The sequence below is a fragment of the Paenibacillus sp. SEL1 genome (assembly GCF_054602535.1).
Map to the genome: position 1 here is coordinate 704,401 of NZ_CM137723.1, position 26,205 is coordinate 730,605.

General features: G+C 46.5%; 26 protein-coding genes and 1 tRNA gene. 7 read left to right on the forward strand and 20 right to left on the reverse strand.

The annotated features are described in order from the left end of the window. Window positions 1–25: 25 nt before the first annotated feature. The 3 genes from ACYCSE_RS03170 to ACYCSE_RS03180 all read right to left on the reverse strand — a co-directional run bounded on the left by ACYCSE_RS03170 (window position 26) and on the right by ACYCSE_RS03180 (window position 2,949). Complete coding sequence (locus tag ACYCSE_RS03170; protein ID WP_322158576.1) at window positions 26–193, reverse strand: aspartyl-phosphate phosphatase Spo0E family protein; 168 nt, start codon at window positions 191–193, stop codon at window positions 26–28. Between the two features lie 191 nt (window positions 194–384). Beyond that, window positions 385–1,776: a helix-turn-helix domain-containing protein gene (locus ACYCSE_RS03175; protein ID WP_322158186.1), complete on the reverse strand. Its 1,392-nt coding sequence runs from the start codon at window positions 1,774–1,776 to the stop codon at window positions 385–387. 198 nt (window positions 1,777–1,974) lie between these two features. Then, window positions 1,975–2,949: a LacI family DNA-binding transcriptional regulator gene (locus ACYCSE_RS03180; RefSeq protein ID WP_442434751.1), complete on the reverse strand. Its 975-nt coding sequence runs from the start codon at window positions 2,947–2,949 to the stop codon at window positions 1,975–1,977. Between the two features lie 186 nt (window positions 2,950–3,135). Between ACYCSE_RS03180 and ACYCSE_RS03185 the strand changes: the two genes are divergently transcribed. Beyond that, window positions 3,136–4,479 (forward strand): 6-phospho-beta-glucosidase, encoded by a 1,344-nt coding sequence (locus ACYCSE_RS03185; protein ID WP_013311670.1) that lies wholly within the window; start codon window positions 3,136–3,138, stop codon window positions 4,477–4,479. Between the two features lie 162 nt (window positions 4,480–4,641). On the opposite strand, the gene ACYCSE_RS03190 is transcribed toward ACYCSE_RS03185, so the two are convergent. From ACYCSE_RS03190 to ACYCSE_RS03200, 3 genes are all read right to left on the reverse strand, one after another. Then, on the reverse strand, window positions 4,642–5,544 hold the full coding sequence (locus ACYCSE_RS03190; protein WP_069290241.1) for a PhzF family isomerase: 903 nt from the start codon (window positions 5,542–5,544) through the stop codon (window positions 4,642–4,644). Window positions 5,545–5,876: 332 nt separating this feature from the next. After that, window positions 5,877–6,800, reverse strand: a complete 924-nt coding sequence (locus ACYCSE_RS03195) for an IS4 family transposase (protein ID WP_322173002.1) — start codon at window positions 6,798–6,800, stop codon at window positions 5,877–5,879. Between the two features lie 413 nt (window positions 6,801–7,213). Continuing rightward, window positions 7,214–7,287 (reverse strand) — tRNA-Arg (locus tag ACYCSE_RS03200). A 174-nt stretch (window positions 7,288–7,461) separates the two neighbouring features. Between ACYCSE_RS03200 and ACYCSE_RS03205 the strand changes: the two genes are divergently transcribed. Next, window positions 7,462–7,755, forward strand: coding sequence for a DUF4870 domain-containing protein (locus ACYCSE_RS03205; protein WP_016324668.1), 294 nt, complete (start codon window positions 7,462–7,464; stop codon window positions 7,753–7,755). Between the two features lie 319 nt (window positions 7,756–8,074). Here the strand turns inward: ACYCSE_RS03205 and ACYCSE_RS03210 are convergent, their stop codons facing one another. Next, window positions 8,075–8,434, reverse strand: coding sequence for a hypothetical protein (locus tag ACYCSE_RS03210; RefSeq protein ID WP_013311672.1), 360 nt, complete (start codon window positions 8,432–8,434; stop codon window positions 8,075–8,077). A 163-nt stretch (window positions 8,435–8,597) separates the two neighbouring features. Between ACYCSE_RS03210 and asnB the strand changes: the two genes are divergently transcribed. Continuing rightward, on the forward strand, window positions 8,598–10,442 hold the full coding sequence (gene asnB / locus ACYCSE_RS03215) for an asparagine synthase (glutamine-hydrolyzing) (RefSeq protein WP_029518362.1): 1,845 nt from the start codon (window positions 8,598–8,600) through the stop codon (window positions 10,440–10,442). 169 nt (window positions 10,443–10,611) lie between these two features. Here the strand turns inward: asnB and ACYCSE_RS03220 are convergent, their stop codons facing one another. The 3 genes from ACYCSE_RS03220 to ACYCSE_RS03230 all read right to left on the reverse strand — a co-directional run bounded on the left by ACYCSE_RS03220 (window position 10,612) and on the right by ACYCSE_RS03230 (window position 13,156). Beyond that, complete coding sequence (locus tag ACYCSE_RS03220; RefSeq protein ID WP_459701341.1) at window positions 10,612–11,244, reverse strand: XTP/dITP diphosphatase; 633 nt, start codon at window positions 11,242–11,244, stop codon at window positions 10,612–10,614. Further along, entirely contained in the window at window positions 11,244–12,005 is a 762-nt protein-coding gene (rph, locus tag ACYCSE_RS03225; protein ID WP_013311675.1) for a ribonuclease PH, read from the reverse strand. Before rph ends, ACYCSE_RS03220 begins: the two co-directional genes overlap by 1 nt. Before the next feature lie 92 nt (window positions 12,006–12,097). Further along, entirely contained in the window at window positions 12,098–13,156 is a 1,059-nt protein-coding gene (locus ACYCSE_RS03230) for a GerMN domain-containing protein (RefSeq protein WP_039272598.1), read from the reverse strand. Window positions 13,157–13,308: 152 nt separating this feature from the next. Between ACYCSE_RS03230 and ACYCSE_RS03235 the strand changes: the two genes are divergently transcribed. Next, window positions 13,309–13,866 (forward strand): phosphatidylglycerophosphatase A family protein, encoded by a 558-nt coding sequence (locus ACYCSE_RS03235; protein WP_039272599.1) that lies wholly within the window; start codon window positions 13,309–13,311, stop codon window positions 13,864–13,866. Between the two features lie 72 nt (window positions 13,867–13,938). Next, window positions 13,939–14,376 (forward strand): GNAT family N-acetyltransferase, encoded by a 438-nt coding sequence (locus ACYCSE_RS03240; protein ID WP_459701345.1) that lies wholly within the window; start codon window positions 13,939–13,941, stop codon window positions 14,374–14,376. Between the two features lie 143 nt (window positions 14,377–14,519). Here the strand turns inward: ACYCSE_RS03240 and ACYCSE_RS03245 are convergent, their stop codons facing one another. From ACYCSE_RS03245 to ACYCSE_RS03265, 5 genes are all read right to left on the reverse strand, one after another. Continuing rightward, on the reverse strand, window positions 14,520–15,311 hold the full coding sequence (locus tag ACYCSE_RS03245; RefSeq protein ID WP_459701346.1) for an SDR family NAD(P)-dependent oxidoreductase: 792 nt from the start codon (window positions 15,309–15,311) through the stop codon (window positions 14,520–14,522). A gap of 106 nt (window positions 15,312–15,417) precedes the next feature. Next, on the reverse strand, window positions 15,418–16,056 hold the full coding sequence (locus tag ACYCSE_RS03250) for a TetR/AcrR family transcriptional regulator (protein WP_061828860.1): 639 nt from the start codon (window positions 16,054–16,056) through the stop codon (window positions 15,418–15,420). A 218-nt stretch (window positions 16,057–16,274) separates the two neighbouring features. Then, window positions 16,275–16,910: an NAD(P)-dependent oxidoreductase gene (locus tag ACYCSE_RS03255; RefSeq protein ID WP_459701348.1), complete on the reverse strand. Its 636-nt coding sequence runs from the start codon at window positions 16,908–16,910 to the stop codon at window positions 16,275–16,277. 77 nt (window positions 16,911–16,987) lie between these two features. After that, window positions 16,988–17,998, reverse strand: coding sequence for an MBL fold metallo-hydrolase (locus ACYCSE_RS03260; RefSeq protein ID WP_459701350.1), 1,011 nt, complete (start codon window positions 17,996–17,998; stop codon window positions 16,988–16,990). Between the two features lie 22 nt (window positions 17,999–18,020). After that, on the reverse strand, window positions 18,021–18,806 hold the full coding sequence (locus tag ACYCSE_RS03265) for a class I SAM-dependent methyltransferase (protein ID WP_322160223.1): 786 nt from the start codon (window positions 18,804–18,806) through the stop codon (window positions 18,021–18,023). Window positions 18,807–19,149: 343 nt separating this feature from the next. On the opposite strand from ACYCSE_RS03265, the gene ACYCSE_RS03270 reads away from it, so the two are divergent. Continuing rightward, the gene (locus ACYCSE_RS03270) at window positions 19,150–20,028 is read left to right on the forward strand and encodes a DUF72 domain-containing protein (RefSeq protein ID WP_459701352.1); all 879 of its coding nucleotides are present in this window, start codon (window positions 19,150–19,152) and stop codon (window positions 20,026–20,028) included. Here the strand turns inward: ACYCSE_RS03270 and ACYCSE_RS03275 are convergent. From ACYCSE_RS03275 to ACYCSE_RS03295, 5 genes are read right to left on the reverse strand one after another with little or no spacing between them, the layout of a single operon-like run. After that, window positions 20,020–21,135, reverse strand: coding sequence for a tetratricopeptide repeat-containing glycosyltransferase family 2 protein (locus tag ACYCSE_RS03275; RefSeq protein ID WP_459701354.1), 1,116 nt, complete (start codon window positions 21,133–21,135; stop codon window positions 20,020–20,022). The genes ACYCSE_RS03270 and ACYCSE_RS03275 overlap by 9 nt on opposite strands. Then, window positions 21,132–22,007 (reverse strand): class I SAM-dependent methyltransferase, encoded by an 876-nt coding sequence (locus tag ACYCSE_RS03280; protein WP_459701356.1) that lies wholly within the window; start codon window positions 22,005–22,007, stop codon window positions 21,132–21,134. The genes ACYCSE_RS03275 and ACYCSE_RS03280 overlap by 4 nt, the downstream gene beginning before the upstream one ends. After that, window positions 22,000–23,349: a nucleotide sugar dehydrogenase gene (locus tag ACYCSE_RS03285; RefSeq protein ID WP_442434764.1), complete on the reverse strand. Its 1,350-nt coding sequence runs from the start codon at window positions 23,347–23,349 to the stop codon at window positions 22,000–22,002. Before ACYCSE_RS03285 ends, ACYCSE_RS03280 begins: the two co-directional genes overlap by 8 nt. Before the next feature lie 2 nt (window positions 23,350–23,351). Then, a complete protein-coding gene (locus ACYCSE_RS03290) occupies window positions 23,352–24,332 on the reverse strand; it encodes a polysaccharide biosynthesis protein (protein WP_039272612.1) in 981 nt (326 codons plus the stop codon). Between the two features lie 19 nt (window positions 24,333–24,351). Beyond that, the gene (locus ACYCSE_RS03295; RefSeq protein ID WP_459701359.1) at window positions 24,352–25,059 is read right to left on the reverse strand and encodes a glycosyltransferase family A protein; all 708 of its coding nucleotides are present in this window, start codon (window positions 25,057–25,059) and stop codon (window positions 24,352–24,354) included. Between the two features lie 216 nt (window positions 25,060–25,275). Between ACYCSE_RS03295 and ACYCSE_RS03300 the strand changes: the two genes are divergently transcribed. Beyond that, window positions 25,276–25,989, forward strand: a complete 714-nt coding sequence (locus tag ACYCSE_RS03300) for a GT-D fold domain-containing glycosyltransferase (RefSeq protein WP_459701361.1) — start codon at window positions 25,276–25,278, stop codon at window positions 25,987–25,989. Window positions 25,990–26,205 lie beyond the last annotated feature (216 nt).

The window sequence follows — 26,205 nt, forward strand, 5'->3', positions numbered from 1 at the left end:
GCAACACTTAATATACACCAATAGCTTATTGGTTCGAGCTGCATGTTTGGTAATGATTCAACAGGTAATCCAACTTTTTAGATTGCTCAATTACTTTGGGGTGTGTTAAAAATCCATACTTTTTCTGAACTTGGTACAGTTTCCTCCTAGCTCTCTCGACACGAAGTAAATTCACACCTTGGTTCATCAGCATGTTCCCCTCCTCTATGTCACATTTTAGAATAAAAAGACGTTTTTTGGTTTTTCGGATGATGCGCCTAACAAAAAAGAGGATATCACAAAAGTTTTCGTAAATAAGGGCGTTCCTAAATCTATGCAAAAAACCTCCGTTTCCACTAATAAAGTGGAGCAGAGGCTCTTTTTTATTCGTAAAGGATATTACTACTAATAATAAAACGATCTTTCTCTTTGCCCTTCACTCACTAAACTTTCGTACTTCACATGAGCCTTAACGTCCGCAAACGTTTTAAACTGTTCAAATAATCTTATGCACCTAATGAAAAAAGCTTCTTTATTAATGGTTAATGATTTAGATAAAATGTCTAGCAAGTATTTAAAACCATGCGAGTAGCTACCTCTATTCAAGTAATATTTAGCAAGTTCATATTTGAAGAGCGTTATGTGTTCTGGTACGACTTGATGTGTGTACATATCAGTAGATGCTGGATCAAAAGAATTAAACTCCACTTCAAAACGTGAGAGTACATCATCAACATCTATTGCATATCGGTTAGCCGCTATTATAATGTTCAACAGCTTTGAGAGCTTTTCATCTTCGTTAGTAATTGATGTGGCTACAATATATTCAACATAATCTGGAAGCACACTGGTATCTCCAGACAGAAGTTTATTTACAAAGACATTACCTACTGCCCAATGCTCAAACAAGTTGATCCAGTGTCGGGTTTCCTCGTCTGTCTCAATCACCCAATCTAAATCTGCGTAGGCGTATGTAAACTGCAAAGCTTGCTGATAATTGCCTTGGGCTTCACAGACACTGGCACACAGTAAATCAGCATAGGTAATGTACACAAACATGGGACGACTTAGCCTCATATAAGACTCCTCGCTCTTTTGCTTCTTCTGTCGTTGTTTCATAGAATAACAAATTTCCGCTTTATATCTCATTTTTTGAGCTGTTTCATAAAGCATATCCCACTCGTGCAATGAACGATACACATTCGCTAGATCCTTCAACGCATCAAGTTGGTCTATTTCATCCAGACGTTCGACAAAGGGTTCAAATCGTGTAGCTGCCTTGAGATTTCGCATCTGATCGTCCCCCACATGAATGGTAAATAGACGATACTGACAGATAGCTAAGCGTTCAGAGTGCTGGTACTTCTCGCCTTCTGCAATCCCCTCATAGAGTAACAAAGCAGCATTATGCTGACCTTGTGCGAATAACTTTTCTGCCGCATCGAATAGCTTCGGGGAATAAAGGAGGTTGTCCATGATATGGGCCACTACAAGCTGGATCGCATGTAACTTATCCAGTTCCGCACAGCGAAATAACAACGGCTCAATTCGCCGCCAATCTGGGGAACGCTCAATGATATAATTATCTATGTATAGTTCGTAAAAAAAACCTTCCGGTAATCTCATCGCCAGCGTGATTCGATCCAGCTGATGTATAGCAACAGGACGATGCTTAGCAATCCAGTTATTAAGTGTTCTTTGATGCACACCTGAATGCTCCGCAAATTGTGCCAAAGTCAAGTTATTTTGTTTTAAAAAATCCTCAAACTTAGCTAAGATCGTAGGTGTATGTCCCAAGTCATAACCACCCTTCACATAAAAAAAAATTTTTTATAATCCCATCTCAGATTATTGTCCAAATTTTAACATACGTCAACGAAACTTTTAGTCAATATCCACATTATTATTACCCTTTAAAAAAAGTAAACATACCATATAGATTCATTAGCATTTAAATATTTGTAACAATGAATAGAAGAACAAACCCTTTTGGAATCAGGTGGTCGCTCGCTCTACTAATTTGAATTCCAGATGATGTATCGTTTCTTCCAGCCCTTCGAGGGCATTTCGAATCATAATGAACGCGTTCTCAGCTTGCTTGTCTATCGGGTAATGAATCGTAGTTAAATCAAGCAAATGCGAGATTTCGGTGTTATCAAAGCCTACTACTGCAAAATCACTCGGTACAGAAACACCTAGCCTACGCGCTTCAGTCAAAAGACCTGCTGCCAAATAATCGGTAGAACAGGCAAAGGCGTCCGGCCTGTCAGTTTGTGCTCGTTCTGCCCACCAATGAGCTATTTGTTCACCAGCTGCTATTGAATTTAAATCATAAAAATGCGGGAAGGCCTCAGCGTCCAAATCATATTTTTCGCAAAAGTCATGATAAGCTCGAATGCGTTCTTTTGTATTCAACCCCCGCATGCTGCCGTACACATTCACAATTTTCCGATATCCTCGAGCGTACAAATGTTCCAATGCCAGCGTATAGCCCTGATACTGATCCATAAATACAGACGGGATTGCCTCAATGTTTACACGCTGCCAGGTCACAATCGGACCATATTTTGTATAATGCTCAATCACACTCCACTCATTGACGCGAATCATGCAGACCAAGGCGTCCAGTTGCTTTCTCCGCAACATTTCCAGCGCTTCAAGTTCTCGGCCTTTCTCCCCATTCGTAATAAACAGCGCTATATTAAAGCCATGCTCCTGGGCATACATTGTAAATCCACGCACAAATAAACCCAATGAATCATTAAAAGAAAGTGAAATAATCCCTATGAGCTTGGTCATGCCCTTTTTTAAAGATACCGCATTTAAATTGGGAACATAATCCAGCCGATCTATGACCTCCTGCACACGCTGCCTTGTGGGTTCACTCACGTACGGATGGTTGTTAATGACACGGGACACCGTAGCCGAGGATACCCCCGCCAGCTTTGCAATTTCATGAATATTCGCCATTTTTCTCACCTCGTTCTTTCTATTTTAGCATGTTCGTGTTTAGCATGTTCGTAGTGTCCGCCCTATAATTATCACCTTCCCAAAATAAGTTTTTTAAAAGCGCTTGACCTGTAATGCATTACAGGGATTACAGTGAATTTGTGCTTAAGAAAGCGGTTTACAAAACATACTTAGGAGGCACTAACTATGAAAAAAGGCATAAAGATTGCAACCATTGGCGGAGGCTCCAGCTATACACCAGAACTAGTAGAAGGCTTCATCAAACGTTATGCAGAGCTTCCCATTCGGGAATTGTGGCTGGTAGATATTGAGGCAGGACGTGAAAAACTGGAGATCGTAGGTGCTATGGCCAAACGGATGGTGAAGGCCGCAGGCATTGATTGTGAGGTACATTTGACGCTGGATCGTCGGGAAGCGTTGAAGGACGCCGATTTTGTAACGACCCAATTTCGGGTAGGCTTGCTGGAAGCCCGGATTAAGGATGAAAGTATTCCGTTAAAACATGGCATGATCGGTCAGGAGACCAATGGGGCCGGAGGAATGTTCAAAGCGTTTCGCACCATACCCGTTATCCTCAGTATCGTCGAAGATATGAAAGAACTATGTCCGAATGCATGGTTGATTAATTTTACCAACCCTGCGGGTATGGTCACCGAAGCCGTGCTTCGTTATGGTCAGTGGGATAAAGTCATCGGATTATGTAATGTTCCAATCGGCGCGATCAAGAGTGCATCAGCTGTGCTGGACAAACCGGAAGAAGAGCTGTTCTTTAAATTTGCAGGGATTAACCACCTTCATTGGCACAAAGTTTATGACAAAACAGGGGCCGAATTAACAGAGCAAGTTATTGAAGGACTGTACGCTCCGGGTGCAAAGCCAGAGAAAGTCGTTGAAAATATTAAGAACATGCGCTTCCTGTATGATCAAGTTCGTCAATTGAAAATGCTGCCTTGTCCTTACCATCGGTATTACTATATGACGGATAATATGCTCAAGGAAGAATTAGAGGAAGCCAAAAACGAAGGAACTCGGGGCCAAGTGGTCAAACGTCTGGAAGAAAGTCTGTTCGAACTGTATAAAGATCCGAATCTGGATTACAAACCAGAGGAACTATCCAAACGCGGTGGTGCGCATTACAGCGATGCAGCCTGTGAGATCATTAATTCCATTTATAACAACAAAGGCACATTGATGGTCGTTAGTACACGCAACAATGGTGCGATTGATGATGTTCCTTATGATAGTGCCATCGAAGTAACCAGTGTTATTCGCGCCCATGGTGCCGAACCTGTCAACTTTGGTAAATTCCCACCTGCACAGCGAGGCTTGCTGCAAGTAATGAAGGCAATGGAAGAGCTGACGATTGAAGCGGCGGTCACCGGTGACTATGCAACAGCACTGCAAGCCTTCACCCTGAATCCGCTCGTACCAAGCGGGGACATTGCTCAAACCGTGCTGGATGAATTGCTAGAAGCACACAAAGAGCATCTACCTCAATTCTTTGCTCATAAGGAGAAGGCGACGGTATAAAGCTAGAATCAATCATCCTGCTAAAACACAAAAAAGCTTCCTCCATGTAGGAAGCTTTTTGCTATACGTCCCAGGAGTACTTGCTGGGACGTTGGTGTTATTGGGTTTGTACTTGGCTTGACAATCCGTCATTAAGCTTATTGATAAATTTGTTAGACTTTTTTAAAGTATGATCTCCGTTGAAAAAGCAATAACCGCTTTCCCCGTAATTTGAACTAATACGGGTTTTCCCTGTTCCTTTTTCACATGAACATGCATTGTTCCCTCTCTTTTGATTGCCTCACCTTGTAAAATATCAAAATCAAAAGACTGCTCATTCTCATTTTGCAAAATGTTATAGTGTACCAAATAGGCTCCAAGCGGTCCGTTTGCATTTCCTGTCACCGGGTCTTCAGCTATTCCAATTGCAGGAGCAAACATTCTTCCGTGAACCAATATATCCTCTTGTGGATTTAATGTAAAAACATAATATCCATTACATCCAATATGCTTGCTGATTTCTGTAAGCTTCTGCAAATCAGGTTTTAAACTATGTAGTATTTCATTGGAGTAAATCGGAACCATTACCTTAGAATGACCTGTTGAAGATATTGCAACTGGATATTCCATGCAAATATCTTTACAAGAAATACCTAACGCATTTGCAATCTGACTTCTTATTTCATCATTTAAAGGCTCTGATACAGAAGGTTCTCCCTGTGTCATTACAATAGAATAGTCATCTTCATACTTTATAACATCAACAGGCAATATACCTGCTTTTGTTTTTTGAATAATTCTTCCAGTTTCAGCTTTTCTCTCAATTGCATAAATATAATGCGCTGCTACTGTTGCATGACCACAAATTGGAACCTCTGTTGTTGGAGTAAAAAATCTTACTTCAACATCATAATTTGAAGAATCTGTTTCAAAAATAAATGCAGTTTCCGAATTATTTAATTCTCTTGCAATTCTCTGCATCTGCTCATCTGTAAGTCCATTTGCATTTGGAACAACCCCAGCAGGGTTACCATGAAATCTATTTTTTGTAAATGAGTCTACTTGATATATTCTATATTTTTTCATAATTTCGCCTCTATAAATACTAATTTGTCTGTCTGTTAAATCCGATATTAACATACTTTTTAGGCAGTTTCACTTAAATTAAAAGATATAATATGGCCCTTTAATGAAAACGAACTGATCCTTATTATAGAATCGCGCTCTTTTATGGAAGTTGTTATTAAACTAAAGCCGCAGTTAGCTGAAATGGTCTTCTCAATCCTTATCTAAAAGTGGAATAAATCTTTTATGATTATAGATACTTTTAGATTCTGCCACGCCTGTTGAATAACCAAAATAAGTAACTCAATTCATGAAACAAGAGGTGCACTGAAGAAGAACGCGCCGAATCTGAATCAGCCATTCAACAGGTAGTTTTGAAGAAGAAATAGACGAGAAAATCGCGCAAAGGAAAGAACGGCATGTTGGGGCCATGAAGTCTGAGCAGCAACAAATAGCCAATTGAGCAGGACATAGACGATTAGAGCACAGAATAATTGCCCATAGACCGCATTTTCAGTCGTACCAAACAGCGTTGGAATATTCAAATGTTGCTTGATCCAACGAAAGAAGACTTCAATCTGCCATCGAGCCTTATAGATCTGTGCGATTTGTTCTGCGGTCACCTGCATTAAATCGGTAACCACCCGAATTTCCCGACCTTCAAAATCCCGAAACATCACCACACGATGACGTTGTCTGGAACGACACTGAGGGGTTCCCAACTGGCAAGTGATATCCCGAATGACGGATGAATCTGGCTTCGTAAGGCGACGTAGCGCATGAGGCTTTTCCAAATGGACGTTGTCGCGAAGCCGAATGACAAACGATTGTCCATGGGTTTTGAAGTGATCCAGACGCTCCAGTTTCCCATAAGCACGGTCCATCACCAAAATGTAGTCCGGTTGAGCCAACGCTTCACTCATGGGGCCATCATGCTTGGAGCCCAGCGTTTCGACCACCTGAAGGGGTTGCCCATTTTCTGATCGTAAAGCGAGTAGATGGAAAAGTTCCTTAAATACGGAAAACGGGACTTCGGCGGCTTTGGTTGAAAAGCGTGAGTAGTGGACGACGGGCAAGCCACAGAGAGCCGCATAATCTACGCTGGATCGATAGCTACCCCATTGTTCCAACGCAGCCATGCACCAGTATTGGAGTAAATGGTACACCGTAAACTTGCGGGCTTTGTCTTCATAACCTATTAACTTCACAACCCTTTGAACTTCTTCAGGAGTCAGCATGGATTGAAGGATAGATGTAATCGTGATAGAATTTTTCATGAGATCGTCTTCTTTCGGATTCGTTTGGATGGTACCAACGATTCTACAGAAAAGACGATCTTTTTTCTACCATTTTGTGGTTATTCAACAGGCGTGCTACTATATAAAGGTATTAGTTTACTGTATGTTTCGGAGCGGCTTGGTCACGCCTCATTAGATATCACTACCTCTACATATGCCCACCTTATGAAAGAGCTACGTGAACAGGATTCAAAACAACAGACATTTTTGAACATTTATATAGCGTGTAAAAATCGTGTGTATAATTTGAGTAAACAGGTGTATTAATCACAACTTTTTCTAACGTTTTCTATCGTAACCCCAATAAAAGAAAAAACGCCCCAAACCCTTATATATCAAGGGTTTGAAGCATTTTTAATTTCGTTCAAACTTTACATATCTGAACGCTTCGACGTCCCAGGAGGGATTCGAACCCCCGACCGACGGCTTAGAAGGCCGTTGCTCTATCCAGCTGAGCTACTGGGACAAGATGGTGATCAATAAAACCTTATGTATTCAGCGCATTAATTATTATATCACATTTCGAGCAACTGTCAAAAGCATTTTTTCATGATGTAGGGAAGTGGGCTGCAAAAGGAATCATTTGGACGCTAACGGGGTATTATGTACAAAGAACCATGCATAAAGGAGGGGTTAATCTGTGAGAGGTCTTTTGTCGTCACTTTGTTATTTCAGCATTTTCTTCGCACCTTTCCTAGTGCCTGTCATTGTGTGGATTGCAGTACGGGACGAATATGTTCAGGGACATGCAAAAAAAGCTATTTTATCGCATATTTTCCCCATTATTGCGGCAATTCCGCTCGTGTATTTTATTATTACTGCGAATCATGCAGGTTCAGTGATCGGTTTTGTACTGCTATTCGTAGTGGTCTATCTCGGGGTTTTTGTTTATAACATCTACAAAGGGATTATGACGTTGCGTGAAGCGGCTTAGTTCAAAAAGAAGCCTCCTACATACCGCTAATTTGGCGGGATACGGAGGCTTCTTTAGGGTCATTTTTGATGAGTTGCTGTTGCTATTTGGTTCAATGGCTGCTTATTTATTCCCAAAGCGTTTAGGACTTCTCCGTACTTCATGTCTTACGTTTTTCTCCAGCACTTCTTCCGCGAACTCATTGTTATGAATATAACTGCTGCCTTTGTTTTTCTTATAATTCGCTTTGCCGTCTATGATTTCCCCCTCCTTTCACGCTGATCCGGCGATGGCGCCGGGGCCCAAATCAACAAAAGCCGAGGCATAGCACACCATATCCTCATGCCCCGAACTCCTTGGCGAACTCTGTGCTGAGCTGCCCATAGGAGAGCAATTCTTTTTTAAACTTCTCTCGCTCCTCACCAGCAGTAATGTGTGTAGAGTCGGTAAAAGCCTTGTCTGTCACTTCCTCAAATGCCGAATGCAGATTATTGTCGTACCAATCCAGCTCCAGATCGGCGTCATTGCGGATGATTCGTACCATGTCATAGTCATGCTGACCATCCGTCTGATCCTTGGCCGTGATATAGACCAGCAGTTCCGGGTCATCTGCGGCACCGGGCCGCACCTCTACCTCAGCGCAGCGCACTCCGTCAAGTTCAGTGAAGCGGCGTATTTTGGCATCCTTGATGTAGTACATGGTCTCCCTCCTTCCTTGCGAGTAGACGGGTTGCCCCATCTGTAGTTTTCGGAACGGACAGACATTTTATGCTTCTTTTCGGCATATATACTGATGAACTGGGGATTTAGTTTTTGATTCATTCCAACACTGGATGAACACGACAAAGAGAGGATGAACAGACATGTGCGGAATTACAGGTTTCATACAGTGGAACGGAGACTTAATGCATCAATCTGAGCTGCTGCTGAATATGACACAAACGCTCTCCGATCGCGGACCGGATGCTGCGGGTACCTGGATATCCAACCCGTGTGCCTTCGGACACCGAAGATTGAGCGTTATGGACCCGGAAAATGGTGCTCAGCCCATGATCCGGCAGTTGGAGGATATCACTTATACGATTGTATATAACGGGGAAATATATAACGCGCCTGAGCTGAAAAAAGAGCTGCAACAGCGCGGGCATTTTTTCCGTACACAATGCGACACGGAGGTGCTGCTCGAATCCTATATCGAATGGGGCCCTGAATGTGTGGATCGGTTAAACGGCATTTTTGCGTTTGCGGTCTGGGATAGCGAGCGGGAGCAGGTATTTCTGGCACGAGATCGGCTGGGAGTGAAGCCGCTATTTTATAGCCAAACCGAAGAAGTATTCGTATTTGGCTCAGAACCCAAAGCACTGCTCCAGCATCCAGCGGTAGAGGCAGCAGTGGACGCCGAGGGATTGGCCGAAATTTTTATCATCGGGCCTGCACGTACCCCCGGACACGGCGTCTATTCGTCCATGAAGGAGCTACGCCCCGGGCATACGTTAACCTACAGCCGCGACGGCGTGCGCATCCAAGCCTACTGGACACTGGAAAGCATTGCGCATGAGGATAATACCGAAGAAACGGCACTTAAGGTACGAGAACTGTTGCTGGATACGGTGGAGCGGCAGCTCATTTCGGATGTTCCAGTGTGCACCTTATTGTCTGGCGGGCTGGATTCAAGCGCTCTATCCGCATTAGCTGTCGATTATTACAAACGTACCGGGCAGGGACAAGTTCATACGTATTCGGTCGATTATGTGGATAACGACAAGCATTTTAAAGCCCATGCGTTTCAACCCGGAGCCGATGCCCCCTGGATTCAGCGGATGGTGGATGAATTAGGGACAAATCATCACTGGATTGAATTCGATACGCCAGAAGTCGTAGCAGCTCTGAACAACTCCACACTAACGCGGGATTTACCCGGAATGGCGGACGTGGATTCGTCGCTATATCTCTTTTGCCGGGAGATTAAAAAAGGAGCTACGGTCGCTATTTCCGGCGAGGCTGCGGATGAAGTTTTTGGCGGATATCCTTGGTTCCACCGGGAGGATATGCTGAATTCGGGTACATTCCCGTGGGCAGTTGCACCCGATATGAGAGCCAGTCTGTTGTCTCCTGAGGTACGGGACTGGATCAAGCCGCTGGAGTATTTGAACGATCGCTACTCAGAAGCGGTAGGAGAAGTGCCGAAGCTACCAGGGGAAACAGGAAAAGCTGCGCAAATGCGCGTCATGTCCTATTTGAACATCACCCGCTTTATGCCTACTCTACTGGATCGCAAGGATCGGATGAGTATGGGGGCCGGACTGGAAGTGCGGGTGCCGTATTGCGATCATCGATTGGTACAATATGTATGGAACATTCCGTGGAGTATCAAGATGACAGGCGGACGTGAAAAAGGTATTTTGCGCAAGGCGCTGGAGGGCGTACTGCCGGATGATGTGCTGTATCGCAAAAAAAGCCCATATCCCAAAACGCATAACCCTTCCTATCTTGAGGCTGTGAAAAAGCAGGCGCTGCAACTGCTGGATGATTCCTCTTCCCCACTGCTCAAACTGATCGATGCGCAAAAGGTACGTGATATTGCCGCCTCACCGGAGGCATCCACCAATCTGCCTTGGTTTGGTCAGCTGATGTCGGGTCCCCAGTTGTTCGCCTACTTGGCTCAAGTGGATAACTGGTTACGCACTTACAAGGTTGCTATTCGATAAGCTACGCTGAATGCTGAAGCAATAGAGCTTCTAAGCGGCAGCGGCAATTTTTCGCTGTGTACTATATGGGGAACAGAAAGTACCAAAAAGGCTATCCGCAGCTTATGACTGACGGATAGCCTTTTTTTCGTTATGTGAATGGGGGATGATTTCGCCCCTGTTACCAATGCTATGCCTGTGGATTACCCAGCTTTGTTGCCAAATCACGCAGAGCTATCCCTCGGTGACTGATAGCCTGCTTTTGTTCCAACGTCAGCTCGGCCATTGTCTTTTCAAACTCTGGCAAATAAAACAGCGGATCATACCCAAACCCGCCGCTGCCGGCGGTTTCAGTAGTAATCCAGCCCTCCACGGAGCCTGTCGATTCCAACGTCTCGCCAGTCTGCGGATTATACAGAATCAAGGTACAGACGAATTGAGCCGGGCTTAGCAAAGGCTGTCCCGTATCATCACCCAGTTGCTTCGATTCTAGAACGTCGAGCAGCTTAATATTGTTTTCGTGATCGCTGGCACCTTCTCCAGCATAACGGGCAGAGTATACCCCCGGTGCACCGTCCAGCAAGTCCACGCAGAGGCCGGAATCATCGGCCAGTACGGGCAATCCGAGCACATCTCCAACCGCTTTAGCTTTTTTCAGTGCATTTTCGGCAAAGGTTTTGCCATCTTCAACGACATCAGGAATGTCGGGATAATCGTACATGCTTCTGACTTCCTTGCCAAACGGCGCAAAAGCATGCGCAAATTCCCGCACCTTTCCTTTATTTTTCGTAGCGACAATGACCATCGGGCCATCCAGCCGCATTAGGCGCCAGCTCCTGTACGTCCAGCACCGATCTTATCAGCAATCGGTCCAAGCACTTCTTTTTGGCGCTCAATCATTTGCAGAATCCCTTGTTCGCCTAAGCTAAGCAGTTGATCCAATTCGTTACGGTCAAATGGGCTTTCTTCACCTGTACCTTGCAGCTCAACATATTTTCCGCTGCCAGTCATGACAAGATTCATGTCTACTTTGGCCTTGGAATCCTCTTCATAGTTCAGATCCAGCAACGCTTTTTCACCAACAACCCCTACGCTGACGGAAGCCAGGAAATCGGTAATTGGAAAAACAGGCAGCTTGTGCTGGGTGGCAATTTTATTAACCGCAATCGCCAACGCTACGAAAGAACCGGTAATTGAGGTTGTGCGTGTTCCGCCGTCCGCCTGAATGACGTCACAATCCAACGTAATCGTCCGTTCACCAAGCGCCTGCAAATTGACCACCGAACGCAACGCTCTTCCAATCAGACGCTGAATTTCCATGGTGCGGCCTGTCAGCTTGCCACGAGCAGCTTCACGCTGATTACGGCTATGAGTCGCACGCGGAAGCATGGAATACTCTGCGGTCACCCAGCCCTTTCCTTGTCCCTTCATAAAGGGGGGTACACGTTCTTCTACAGTAGCCGTGCAAATGACTTTCGTCTCGCCAACCTCTATAAAAACAGAGCCCTCCGCGTATTTATTTACTCCTGCTGTCAATTTCATCGGGCGCAGCTCATCACCGTTTCGTCCGTTAGATCTACTCATGCTTTTTCCTCCTACGTCGTATGCAACCTGTTCTTATATGTTTATTTTACCAAAGTGTGCAGGCAAAAGCACCCCAAGGACGATTCCCGCCCTTAAAGAGGAATTTCGTTAATATGTTGCGGCTTGGCTACAGGCTCTCCATAATTTTGATTATTTTGTCCAATTACGCTTTTTTCACCATTCAGTTCAATCCGAATTTTTGTTTTGACCGCATCATCTGAATTGTCTGCCGCTGTCAGCACAACCGATTCCAAAAATTCAGCAGGCACAGCTTCTCCTTTAGCAAACATATCATCTGAGAGAGATACCGTAATTACGTTGTCTTTGGAGCGTTCTACCGATTTCAGCGCCGTCTCCCCTGTCATCACTTCTTGTAACCCATCTTTGGTCTGCGGCCCTTGAATCAATTGATGCAGTGCTGACTGGACACGATCTTTCTCAGGGCTAACCAACCGTGTTACAGGTACATAGTATTGAACTCCAGCAGGAGAAGAGGAAGAGAAATACACAGTGACTGGACTGGAATCCAGGGGTGTCACGCCATGACCAATTTCCAAATTAATACCTACTGCACGCGTCAATGGATGATCCAGCGGTGTGCCCCCAACAGGCATTTCGTTCAGTTTTTTGCCATCCACCCAGATCTGTACGCTCTCAATATCGGGACGGTCGGTTAGGGTCCAGGTCAAGCTCTCCATTAATTGGCGTTCTTCCTGTGGCTTATAGTTGGTGAAAGATTTGTTGAATTCGACAACAGCCAGCTTGTTGTTCTTGTCCACTGTCACACTTTTTACTTCTGTACCCTGGGGTATTACCCCTTTAAATCCCTCTGGTAATAATCCAGCATATGGCCCGCCCTCAACCAATGTTTCCAGCGCTGACTTGGCATCTGCCTGCACATCACCTGTAGCAATCGGTAAAGATACCGGGGCCAGCAAACCGTTATGATCTTGCAAAAAAACAGCCCTCAGTTGCCCTGTACTGGCAGGTGCTTTTCCCGTTACAGCCTTAATCATGGACTGCTCTGTCGTGGACGGCGGGGGGTCAATAGATGCCGATTCGTCGCCGAAAAGGCTGCAGCCTGACAACAACAGGGGTAGGGATAGCAGTCCAGCTACAGAGGTCATACGCCATGGGTGTTTTATATTCATAAGTGAAGTTCCTCCCTAACAATTTTGTACAGATTGTACTAATATGTATACGAGCCTCGCGTAAAAAATAACTACTTTTTCAGCAGACTGGACACACTGATCATAATTGCAGTGGAAATCAGGATCTATACGAGGAGGGGAATTTCAACTTTATGGACAAGAAAAAAGCACCATACAGCTTGAATAGTAAAAAGGTAGCCGATGCCACCCGCGAGTTGCTGCACAAGCGTGGTGTACACCTGACTGAAATCGCAGAACTGGTCATGCTTTTACAAAAAAAATATTACCCGACCCTAACGATGGAAGAATGTATTGAGAATGTGGACAAGGTGCTGATGAAGCGCGAGGTTCAAAATGCAGTGCTCACGGGCATCCAACTCGATATCCTTGCCGAACAGGGCGCCCTTCTTCCCCCATTGCAGGACATGATTGAGAATGATGAGGGATTATACGGAGTGGATGAGATTCTGGCCTTCTCCATCGTAAATGTGTACGGCAGCATTGGATTTACCAATTACGGTTATGTTGATAAACTCAAACCCGGTGTGCTGGAACGCCTGAATGATAAAAGCCTCGGGCCGATCCATACGTTCCTGGACGACATCGTGGGCGCTATCGCAGCTTCGGCCAGCAGCCGTATCGCCCATCGCAAACAGGCAGAACGCGAGCAGGAGCTTGGGGAAGAAAGCGCACCGAATACAACCCGTTAAACAGCAACACGTTAAATAACAAACAACGCTTGGAATATAACAGATATATACAGGGTTAGAGGAGAACTAGACATGGCAAACGTAACTGAAGGATATACATTCCGTACGATGCAGGCTGACGATTATGATCAGGCTATTGAGCTTTGGAATGGCTTAGACGGATTAGGATTAAGCGAGGCCGACTCACCGGAGCGGGTTGCACGCTTTTTACAACGGAACGAAGGACTTAGCTTTGTCTGTGAGTACAACGGAAACATTATAGGCACGATTTTAGCGGGTCACGATTCTCGCAGGGGGTTTTTGTATCATCTGGGTGTAGCCACAGCACATCGTGGTCAAGGGATCGCGCCCAGACTGGTGGATAAGGCGTTATCTGCTTTGCTGAGAGAAGGCATTGATAAATGTCATCTGTTTGTAATGGAGCATAACGCAGGGGGGCAACACTTCTGGTCAGCTAACGGCTGGGAGAAACGGGATGGAATTTTACTATATTCCCGAGGGCTTGAATAAGGTCTAAGTGCTTGATCTATACAAATAGGAACGCCGGGTCTGATTCAAGTCGAGTTAGAAACGATCAGACCCGGTGCATAAAACTCACAACATATTGATTAGCAATCCTGACATTTCAAGCCCAGATTACCTTCATTCATAAATTACAATCCATTTTTTGGACGCAGTGCACGTTCTACAATTCCCAGCGTGGATTGACGAGAGAATAACCGGGACACCTGAGCTACCCAATAGTTCTGGCGACCGGAAATGATGTGACTACGCCCCTTTTCAAATGCTCTCAACGCGTTCTTCACAACGGTTTGGGGAGTTTCCCTAATTCCAACTGACGCTTCACTTGCGCCAACAATATCAAAAAAAGGCGTTTCTGTTGAGCCTGGACAAAGGGCCAGAACTTTAAGCCCCCGTTTCCGATTTTCGGCCCATAGCGCTTCAGTAAAAGAAAGCACAAATGCTTTGGTTGCTCCATACACCGCCATATAAGGATCGGGCTGAAATGCAGCTGTGGAAGAAACATTGATTAATCCACCATCCCGCTTACGCAATAAATCAGGCATAAATGCATGTGTGATGTCGACTAAAGCAGCCACATTGAGCATCACTTCCTCATGCTGTCGTTCTCCTGAAACCTGCTCAAAGTATCCATAGGTGGCAAAACCGGCGTTGTTAATCAAGAGATCTACCTTTAGCTGTTGCTTTTGAACCTCCTGATGCAATGCTTGTGATGCTCCTGGTGTGGAAAGATCCATCGCAATCACCGTTGCTTTTACGTTATATTTAGTTGAGAGTTCTTTAGCCAGCGTCTCTAATTTGGTTTCATTGCGTGCTACCAAAATGAGATTACATTTCTTAGCTGCGAGCGAATAGGCAAAGGCCTCGCCAATCCCTGATGAAGCCCCTGTGATCAGAGCTGTTTTGTTTGCGTACATAAACATGATGATAACCTCCATAGTATCATAGTTTTATTTTAGAAACATTGTTACCACTACTCTATAATGAACTGAAGTCATCTACTATGACGACCTCAGTACACTTCATTATTTACGATGGGGATGAGGATGTTTTAAATGCTACGAGCGTATTCTTCAGTGTAAATGTATACACTCCTTGAGCCATATCTACATCTGAAAAATGACCTGCAAACTGAAGATGTATGACTCCATGTAAAGCAGACCACAGCATTCGGACAACCAACAGCGGATCTTCCTCTTTCAGTGCCCCTATCTCCATAGCATGTGTGACGGTGTGCAGAATTCGTGACAATGCCGTTGTGGTACCCTCCAAGCTCTGTTCATCCGGCTTGAAATCAGATAATGCACCGCCAAACATCATTTTGTAATAAGCTGAATGAAGCTGCGCAAATTCCCAGTACGCCCAGCATAAAGCTTCAAGATCAGCGAGTACACTTTCGGTAACAGGTACTTGCTGGAAGGATTCAGCCAATAGCCGACATCCATCCAGGTACATCTCATTGGCAAGACCATCCTTACTGCCAAAAATACTGTAAATGATCTTGGTGGAACAGCTTAATTTCTGCGCAACTCGCCGCACGGTCACGGCCTCTGGCCCTTCTTCCGCAAGAAGGATGCATGCCGCATCGATGACATTTTTACGTAGCAATTGCTGCTGCTGTAGCTTCACTTCCGAATAGGTTTTATAGGGATGCGATGGCTCGGACATGATTCAATACACTTCCTTTTGCTTATTAAGAACTGTCGCTTGATGCTACTATAATAAATTAAAGATCTACACAAGATTTTAGGAAACAGTGTTTCCGTTAAGAATCATAGTATTCTAAGCCTGAGTATTTGTCAAATGAAAAAAAGAACGCAATGAGTAGGTACACTTACCGCGCTCTGGTTAATACTTAAAAATGAAGCTATGTTTGGCGTTCATGATTAGTAGGCAATGCCTACCCGTGTACGGATAAATTCGTAACTCTTGCATTGACGATAGGTAAAATCAGCCGTATCCGCGGTGGTAATTTGTGAGCCACCTTCAGGCAAAAAATCTTTTTCCACACGATAAATCCCTGTCCGCGCTCCATCCGGCAGATAGGTTGGACATACGATTGTCCAGTCTAGTGCTGATTCACGCAGCAATTCGTACACTCGCCGATGTTCCTCAGCCGCACGAGTGCTGCGTCGCCGGGTCTCGGAGGACTCGTACCGATACAGGTCCGGTTCGGTCCGGCTTTGTAAAATCCCTGCCGTTCCTACCGTAATGAGCCGGGAAATGGACCGCTCCTGCATGAGCCGGATCAGCAGGGCTATATTAGCGGATAAGGTAGTCGTTCCATCCGTATTCAGCGCACTGATCACAGTCGTCGCCCCACCCTTCAGCGCTTGTGCTACGTCCTCTGCATTAGTGGCATCGCCTTGTACGATTTGCAGCTGATTCCCGTATCCGGGTGCGTAATCCTCCAGCTTGTCCGGTGAACGAACAAGGATCGTAACGGCATGGCCGTCCGCTAATGCATAATCTAATATGTACCGTCCTACGCGTCCGGTAGCTCCCAGCAGCAGCAAATTCATAAAATCCTCTTTTCCGGCATGCATGCCGCTTGTCATGTTGCTCTTGTCATGTCACTTTGTTGGTTAACTTTCCGCGACTATTGACGGCAAAGGGGATAGAAGCGCGTGGTTGAGTCCGTCTCGCTCATAGAGGCCCGTTCACGGCGCACCAGTTCCACCAGATGACCCAGCGTCTCGGACATGGCAAACCTTAGCTGGTGAATACCCAGCTTGCCACCGAACATGGCCATGCACAGCTCATAGGCTGTGCTGCCCTCCGGTTGGATCAGCTGCTGGAATTTCTCCAGCCGTTCTTCATGATGCGCCAGCAACGCTTGCGTCCGCTCCCGAAAATAACCAAACGGATTGCGGTGCCCCGGATATGCCCACGCTACCTCAAGCTCGCCTAGACGCTGCAAGCCGTCTACATAAGACTTCAACGGCTGGGCATCACTGTCTGGCAGCAGACTGATATTAGGAGAAATCTGCGGCAAAACTGCGTCACCGCAGAGGATAACGCCGCTATTCGGGTCATATAAGGACACATGTCCAGGCGCATGTCCTCCTGTCTCGACGGGGAGCCAACTGCGTTCACCCCATTCCAGACGAGCGTCCATTCCGGTAGGAATAACGGTAATCTCAGGCTGTGGATTCACTTGCAAATATGCCTGCCGCATATGTAATTCCAAGGCCGACACTTGCTCCAAAGGAAAGCCATGCTGGACAAAAAAGCGGGGAAGCCTGTTCTCCATAGCGACCGTCGATTCTGGAGCGTCCCACATCATCATCGCTTCCTTATGGCTTCGAGCTGACATATGTACACGAGCCTGACTTTGCTGCTGCATCCAGCCCGCCAATCCGTAATGATCGGGGTGATGATGAGTTACCACAATGTCAGAGATATCCCCAAAGGACATCCCCAGCTGTTGGAAGACATGCGCCCATTCTGCCTCAGTGTCCATATTGCGCGGCCCCGGGTCTACAATCGTAAAACCGTGCTGTCCCTTGAGCACATAGCTATTCACCCAGCGCAGCGGAAAGGACATGGATATTTTGACCTGAAAGCCTCCGTCTATTCGCTCACATGGTGTAAGCTCTGGCAATTTCATGGCTTCCATCCGCCTTTCTGTTTTATGCCCGCACGCCGACAAAAATCATTCGAGGCGAAGCATCTTCAATATATTGATCTTCATTATAGCTTCCATGTACCTGCTCTACAGATAGTCCGGCTTGCTCTAGCAATCCACGAAACTTTTCATATGGATATAGCTTCACTCGTTCATGATACACGCGCGCAGGTTCTCCCTCAGTAGGAGTCGTGCCCAGAGCAGAGGCTATCTCAGTGCCCGCAACGGATGCAGCTGACCGAATCGCAATTTGTTTTTTCACAAAGCCATCTTCAATGACCCGATGCTCCTCAATCCAGTTCCCTTCATCCTCCCGTGACGAATGCGGTACCAAATGAGCGGTTACATAAGCAGGGTTCAAATAATCTATGATAAAGCGTCCTCCCGGCTTCAACAGCCGATATATTTCCTTTAGTACTTTTAGCTGCTCCTCATCCTTTTCAAAATAACCGAAGGAGGTGAACAAATTCATCACCGCGTCATAGCTTTCATCCAGCGGCACCTCTCTCATATCCCCTTGATGCCAACTTACCCGCCCTTCGGAATCAGCTGCACGTGCCTCTCTCAGCAGCACATTGGAAAGGTCTACACCTGTCACCTTATAACCTGCATCTGCGAGCGCAAGCGAATGACGGCCCATCCCACAGCATAAATCCAATACGCTGGAGCCTTGCGGTAATTTGAGCCAGGAGATCATTTTTTGCACTTCCTGATAGGCTCCCTGAAAGTCGCGATGCTTGTATACCAATAAATAATCTTCCCCAAAGCTTTGCTCGTACCATTCTGCCATATCGTTTCTCCTCCATGAACTCATTTCGCTCTATTACATACTATATTAGCTTTTTCAAACTGGAAACTCAAAAGCATTACGAATAAGGGTTTTACAAAAAATCCTGAGCAACAAACATGTTACAATAATCGTTATTTGAATCCATTTCATAATACCTTCAGTAGCTTTAATAAAGAGTACATATAGATCAAAATGGTTTAATCATTTATGAAATGGATTCATTTGAGCTTAAATATTCATAGGAACTTCATACCAACTTCATGTGATTCACCCCATTTTATCATTAAAATGATTCATGGGAACGCCTTTAGAAGGATTCATAAGAGAAAGGAGCGGGGAAGTTATGATTCAAATTGGACTTACGGGTTGGGGCGATCATGATGACTTGTATCCAACCGGCACCAAAGCTAACCAAAAACTAAGCGTCTATGGAAGCCATTTTCCGGTAGTAGAGATGGATAGTTCTTTCTATGCGGTGCAGCCCACAGATCGTATGGCACGCTGGGCGGCGGAAACCCCTGACTCTTTTTCATTTCTCGTCAAAGCCTATCAAGGCATGACTGGACATACCCGCGGCAAGCAGCCTTACTTCAAAACAATAGATGCCATGTACGAAGCACTGCATGCATCTATACAACCTCTTCGCGAAGCGGGCAAGCTCAAAGCCGTGCTGTTTCAGTACCCACCCTGGTTCGACTGTACACGTGAGAATGTCGCTGTACTGCGAGACACAAAAAAAAGGATGGGAGAGATCCCATCCGTACTTGAATTCAGACATCAAAGCTGGTTCACACCCGATTTTCGGAAACAAACGCTGGCATTCATGCGTGAAGAAGGCTGGATACACAGCGTATGCGACGAGCCGCAGGCGGGACCGGGGTCGGTTCCCATTGTGCCGTTGGCTACAGACGGCAATCTGACAGTTGTACGTCTCCACGGACGGAACATATCGGGCTGGAATCAAAGCTCCGCGCCTAATTGGCGGGAGGTTCGTTATCTGTATCGGTACAATGCACAAGAGTTGACCGAATGGAGAGACAGATTGCTGGAGCTGGAGCAGCAAAGCCGTGAGGTGTGTGTTATTTTCAATAACAATTCAGGTGGAGACGCCGCTGCTAACGCCAAGCAGCTCATGACCATGCTTGGCATGGACCCTAAACCTTTTCCCCTTCACAAGCCACCCGAAGAGGATAACGGACCGGAACAGCTTAAACTATTTTGAGGAACGGGCTGAGAGTGGGGAGTTGGAAATAGCCTCCTTGAGCTTGCGTGCATTATCCAGTAAATGCGGGTCGTCGGGCAAATAGCGTAAAGCGGTTTGGTTATGCTCATACGAAGCGTCCAGCTGACCTACATGGGCATAGCAATGGCTAAGCCGCACATGAGGTAACCAGGAGTAGCATGGTAGTGGAACAGGTCGCACACCCGGAAGGTGATGCTGTTGCTCCAATGCCTTTTCATACCAGTATGCGGCGGTGGTCCATTCGTTTCGTGTGAAAAACCAGTCACCGATCATGCAGCACAAGTCTGATTGCGGTACACCGTATCGAAAGGAGCGTAACAGACTATCCAGCTGTTGCTCCGGCTTCCCGAGGTGAAGATAGCATTCCGCCGACCGCGCACAAGCGGTAATCCGATCCTCGCGGTAGCCGCTTGGCTCCTCCAACAGATGGTTGAACGCCTCTGCCGCCTCGGCATATTCTTTACGGTCAAAACATTCATTGGCGTGCAAATACAGCAGACGCCCCTCCAGCTTGCCGCTTTCGCTGATCCACCGGGCGAGAATACGTTGGTTACGGAGCGTGTGGTCTTGCATTCGGCGGTGAGTTACTGCCACATCCGAATGCACGATTTGCCCCTGAGGTATCACCAGATCCTCATGCAGACGCCCTTCCCAGCGGTATTGTCGCTCACGCTTCACGAGACGGATACGGCGTGAGGTGAACAACAGTTCACCCTGCTCCCCCTCTGCCAAATGAAGTGGCATTACCACTGCGTCGATATCCATAGACAAACGCCGCTTCAAGGCGCGCAGGCGCTCACGGTCCGGCTCCAGCAGCACATCGTCCGCATCCAGCCACATGATGTAGGAACACGTCGCCTTGTCAAACGATTCATTACGGGCGGCTGCAAAATCATCCCTCCATTCAAACGTATATAGCCGATCCGTATAGCGGGCTGCTATCGTCTTCGTCTGATCCGTCGATCCCGTGTCCACAATGATAATTTCATCCATCAGGTCTGCGACCGAATCCAGACAGCGGGCCAGTGTCTGCTCCTCATTTTTTACGATCATACACAAGCTGATAGTCATTGGATGCTCAGTCATGACTTCACGTCATCCCCTTTACCTTTGGCTGAATCTGCCGTCGTTTTTCCGGTAGACTCGCCATCAGTATATGCACCTCTCCTTTCAGCCTGCGTCTTGTCTAGCTGTTCGACACGTGCATACCTGTGCAACGGCAAAAATTGTTCCTCCATATGCCGGATTCGCTGTACCGCCTTATCGAGTGCGGCCTTTCGCTGATTCATTTTGCGAACATGCTGCTGCTCCACCAGTCGAAATTGATCCTCGTCCAGTTTCATCCACTCATTCAGATGCTCTACCCCTGGTTTGGCCTCACGCAGTTCTTTCGACTTCTTGCGGCCGGCAAAGCACAAATATTTGTGATGCACCTCCAGCGCTTGTTCATCAAAATAAGGATACAACACACGGGAGAGGCTCCCGGCATAGTAAGTCCGCTTGTGATCATGAAACGGATGGTATCCATAAGGTACAGACAAGACAAGCGTTCCCTTTTTATTCAATAAGCGATAAGCATGAGCCAGCAGGGTGTCGGGATGCGCAAAATGTTCCAAAATCTCCCCTAAAATAATGGTGTCAAATCCACCGGGAGGACGCTCGAATTGTGAAATGTCCTTTAACTGAAAGTGGACTCTTCCCCGGACGGGTGCGGATTCCTGGCGAAGTTCTTTTTTTGCATAAGAAATGCTGCCCTCTTCCAAATCAATGGCCGTTACCTTAAATCCTTCCCGCCCAAGCAAAATGGACGTTATGCCCTGACTGCACCCAACATCCAGCACAGTATGGCCCTGTGCATGGCGGCAAATCCAGTGAATTCTATTGCGGGTGGCTTCATGGGACTCTTCCGAATTGATTTGCCCGTAATAACGTTCATTTACCTGATCACGGTTAGCCAACAGCGGCGCCCCCTCCATCACCGGGATGCCCCAAGATGACGACATGTCCACCTGTACAATGTGCAGTCGCATTACGTGTATCGAAGACCAGCGGGGCATGGTCGACCAGCTGTTGGTAATCCACCACAGAATGGTCTGTCGTGATGACTACGATATCTGCACTTTCCCATAACTGAGTATTTGCCGTTCGAGAGGAGATTGCTTCACCGTTCAGCTTAAAGCTCGATACATACGGGTCGGTGAAGCTCACCGAAGCTCCCAGTTTTATTAGATGTTCAAACAGAACAAGAGCTGGGGATTCACGAACATCATCAATGTCCTTTTTGTAGGCCACACCTGCCAGAATAATTTTGGCTTTGTTTATGGCTTTACCTTTCTGAGCGAGCATGGCTTCAATTCGCTCCGCGATATACAGCGGCATACGCCGGTTCATGCGATCTGCCAAGTCCACGAATTCCAGTGGAAAACCATGCTGCTCGGATTTCCATGACAAGTATAGCGGATCAACCGGGATACAGTGCCCCCCGATCCCAGGTCCCGGATAAAAAGGCATATAGCCGAATGGCTTGGTTGCCGCCGCATCCAGTACCTCCCATATATTGATGCCAATTTTCTCACAGGCGGCTGTCAGCTCATTAACCATTCCAATGTTGACGCTGCGGAACGTATTCTCGAACAGCTTGGCGGCTTCCGCCACGGTTGTCGAGCTGACTGGTACAATCTGGTCCAAAAAGGACCCATAAAAACCTACTCCCGCTGCCAGACAATCCGGTGTGCAGCCGCCGATCACCTTGGGTGTGTTGCGAATGTTAAAATGAACGCTGCCCGGATCAACACGCTCCGGTGAAAAGCACACATAAAAATCCTTACCTACTGTCCAGCCCCTGCGCTGCTCTATCACCGGCCGAATCAGTTCCTCGGTCGTTCCCGGATAGGTGGTGCTTTCCAGAATCAACAGTGTTTGTCTACGCAAATGAGGTATGGCCTGATCAATAGCCGTTTCAATATAGGACGTATCCGGCTGGTGTCCGTCCGTCAGTGGCGTAGGCACGCAGATGACAACGACATCCGCATGCTCCAGCACCTTGATATCCGTAACCGGATGCAATTGCTGCCCGATCAGACCTTCCAATGCATCATCGCCAATGTCTATGATGTACGACTTTCCTTGAAGCAGCTTGGCTACTTTGACGGGATCGGAATCCACACCATATACATCATAACCAGCCTTTGCCATTTCCACTGCCATCGGCAGCCCTACATAACCGAGGCCGATTACCGCAACCTTTACAGTTCCTTTAGTTATTTTTTCCATAAGCTGCAAAATACCCACCTCTTTCATCGTTACTCCATGCCTCTCAATAGCTCAGCAATTCCAGCGCGGTTCATCAACTCATCGTCCGAGCGATATTGATCGAAGCTCACTCGTTCCAATCCACCATATTGGCTCAGTAAGCGTTCGTCTGCTTGCTGGGGAAGAATAACAAAATAACGATCATCATAGCGATACGTGTGCGGCACCTCATAGGGCGAAATCAGCACCTCATGCAGCTTTTCCCCACCACGTATACCAATCTCCTTCACTTTCAACGCAGGCTGCCCCGCCTGTTCTTTCATCACTTCTGCCAGATCTGCAATATTGCAGCCCTTCATTTTCATCACAAGTGTCTCTCCCCCAATCGCCGTGACAGAAGCCTTCAGCAGCAAGCCAATCGCCTCTCCGAGCGTGAGAAAAAAGCGTGTCATATCTGGACTCGTCAGCGTTAAATCCTGCCCTTCCGCGATCTGGCGCTTGAACAGGGGCACGACACTTCCACTTGTTCCGAGCACGTTGCCGCCACGAATACATACAAAGCGAGTACGCTCACTTAAAGTGTTGGCGCGGATCATCAGTCTTTCACCTATCGCCTTCGTCATGCCATATACATTCACCGGGTCTACCGCCTTGTCTGTAGAGACATCAATTACCTTGGCGACTCCCTGTTCAATACTGGCCCGGATCACATTTTCCGTACCGTGTACGTTCGTCTTGAAAGCCTCTTCCGGCTGTCTCTCACACACGGGGACATGCTTTAATGCCGCCAAATGGAATACATAGTCCACTCCGCGACATGCCTCCTGCAATGCCTGAAGATCTCGAATATCTCCAATCATGAAATTCAGGCGCGGATCAGATTGAAATTGCCGCTGCATGGCAATCTGTGCAAATTCACCGCGTGAGAAAATACGAATTTCTGCCGGTCCCTCCTTCAGCAATTCAGCCGTTAGGCGTTGCCCCCAAGATCCTGTTCCTCCGGTCACCAGCAGTTTTTTTCCTTTGAACAATATAATCTCCTCCTGACCGTTACGAATTGGCAATGCCTGTTCCCAGAAATTCAGCCAGCACAGCATTCATTTCATTTTCTGACAGCCGATCCTTCTCTGGCACTTTTTTCACCGAAGTATTGGCGGCATGAATGACGTTCACATAGTTGCGAAGCGGAATGACCTCATGCGGCAGCTCCGTTACATATCCGTGCGTACCCTTCCCAGGAATGACGACACGGTAATCATTTAGAAAATCCTCCACTTGATAGCGAAACACATAAAAAGAAGGCGAACGGTGAAACACCGGTGCCATCTGTCCCTCAACCGCATCCCACAGGTAACCCATCTGGTTCACCAACGCAACCGTCTCCGGTTGAAACTTGTAATCATGCAACTGTTGTACAAATGACTGGTGATACAAATCGTCAGAATCAATTCGAGCAATGAGCAGGTCGTCCGCGTCTTCGATATACGCATTGATACGACGTTTACTTTCAATGCTCGTACCAAAACGAATGCGGTCGGGAATGGGCTCATACTTGGCCAGCTCCTCTTCCACAATGTCACTGCATCCGCCCGCCAGCTTGACGACAGATAAGAAATCCGTATTTGTCTGACTGAGTAAACTACGCAGCGTAAAGGTTCTGAATATATCCAGTCGCTCACTGATCCACTCACGTGTCAGGCGGTTGGGATTCATCCCATAGTTATTAAAATTAATTTCAATTACAATCTTGCGATTCATTGATCTTCCTCCCTTTCAACCGTCTTCTCTCAAGTTATGAAGACGCTCCTGAAACGGCACGTACAGATGCAACGAATCTTGTAAAAATAGGTAGAATCCAAAAAGAATAGCCGTTCATACAAAAACCTTTTCGCTTTCGACATATGATAGAATACAAAGTTTTTTACTCCATCTGAAAAGTTGAACAAGCAGGGAACGACAGGGAGGTAACATGATATGACGAATCCAAGGTATCTGGAGATTGACGAGGTACTGAAACGATTGAAGCTGGCACTCGATCAGCACCAGTCCTTTTCGCTCATTCGTATTGGGGATGGTGAAAATTTGGTGTTGTCGCAGGACACCGTCTGGCCGATGGAAAAGGTATTACAGGAACGTTGGGCGGTCAAAGCCAATCTCGGTCAAAAGGGACTGTTTCTACCGAATACGGAACTACGGGACGCGGTGGCTGAGGCAGTGAGCAAAGCCAGCATTGCTGGCATTTTGCCATATGATGACGAATCTATTAAAGCACCATCCTATATGAAGCGGGAGCTGACCGATCAGGTTTTTGCTCACTATGCTCTTTCCCCCGCGCTGACTTGCCATGCCTGCCTGAATCGGTATTTGGCTAAGACACCCGCTTTCTGGGACATGCTGAAAAATCGACGCATTCTGCTGGTCACCCGAACGGCCGCTGAAGTAAAGCCTGTTCTTGAGACTGATCCGTACAAGCTGCATATCGCGCACACGCTGGCATTTCATCAATATGAACAAATGCCCGAAACACTCCAATGGATCGCAGCACACAAAGATGACTTTGATATTGCGCTGTTCTCTTGTGGTGTCAATGCAGTCGTGTTAGCACAAAAAACAGCAGAGCTAACTGGAAAAATAGGTATAGACTTCGGCAAGGCGATTAATATCGTCATGTTTGGCAAAGCTAATTAATAGATAAAATAATATTTGTGAAAAAATCCACTTAGCAAGTAATCTTTGCTCCGCATATCAAAGAAGCACCAGCAAAATTCAATGGGCTGGTGCTTCTTTGATATCATTTGTTGTTCTAAAGTCCGGGATCGAAAAGAATAATCCATATAAAGCCTTGGACCCTTGCTTGTTTAGAAATAGAATTTGAGATTCCCTGTCACTTCTTTTACAATATTA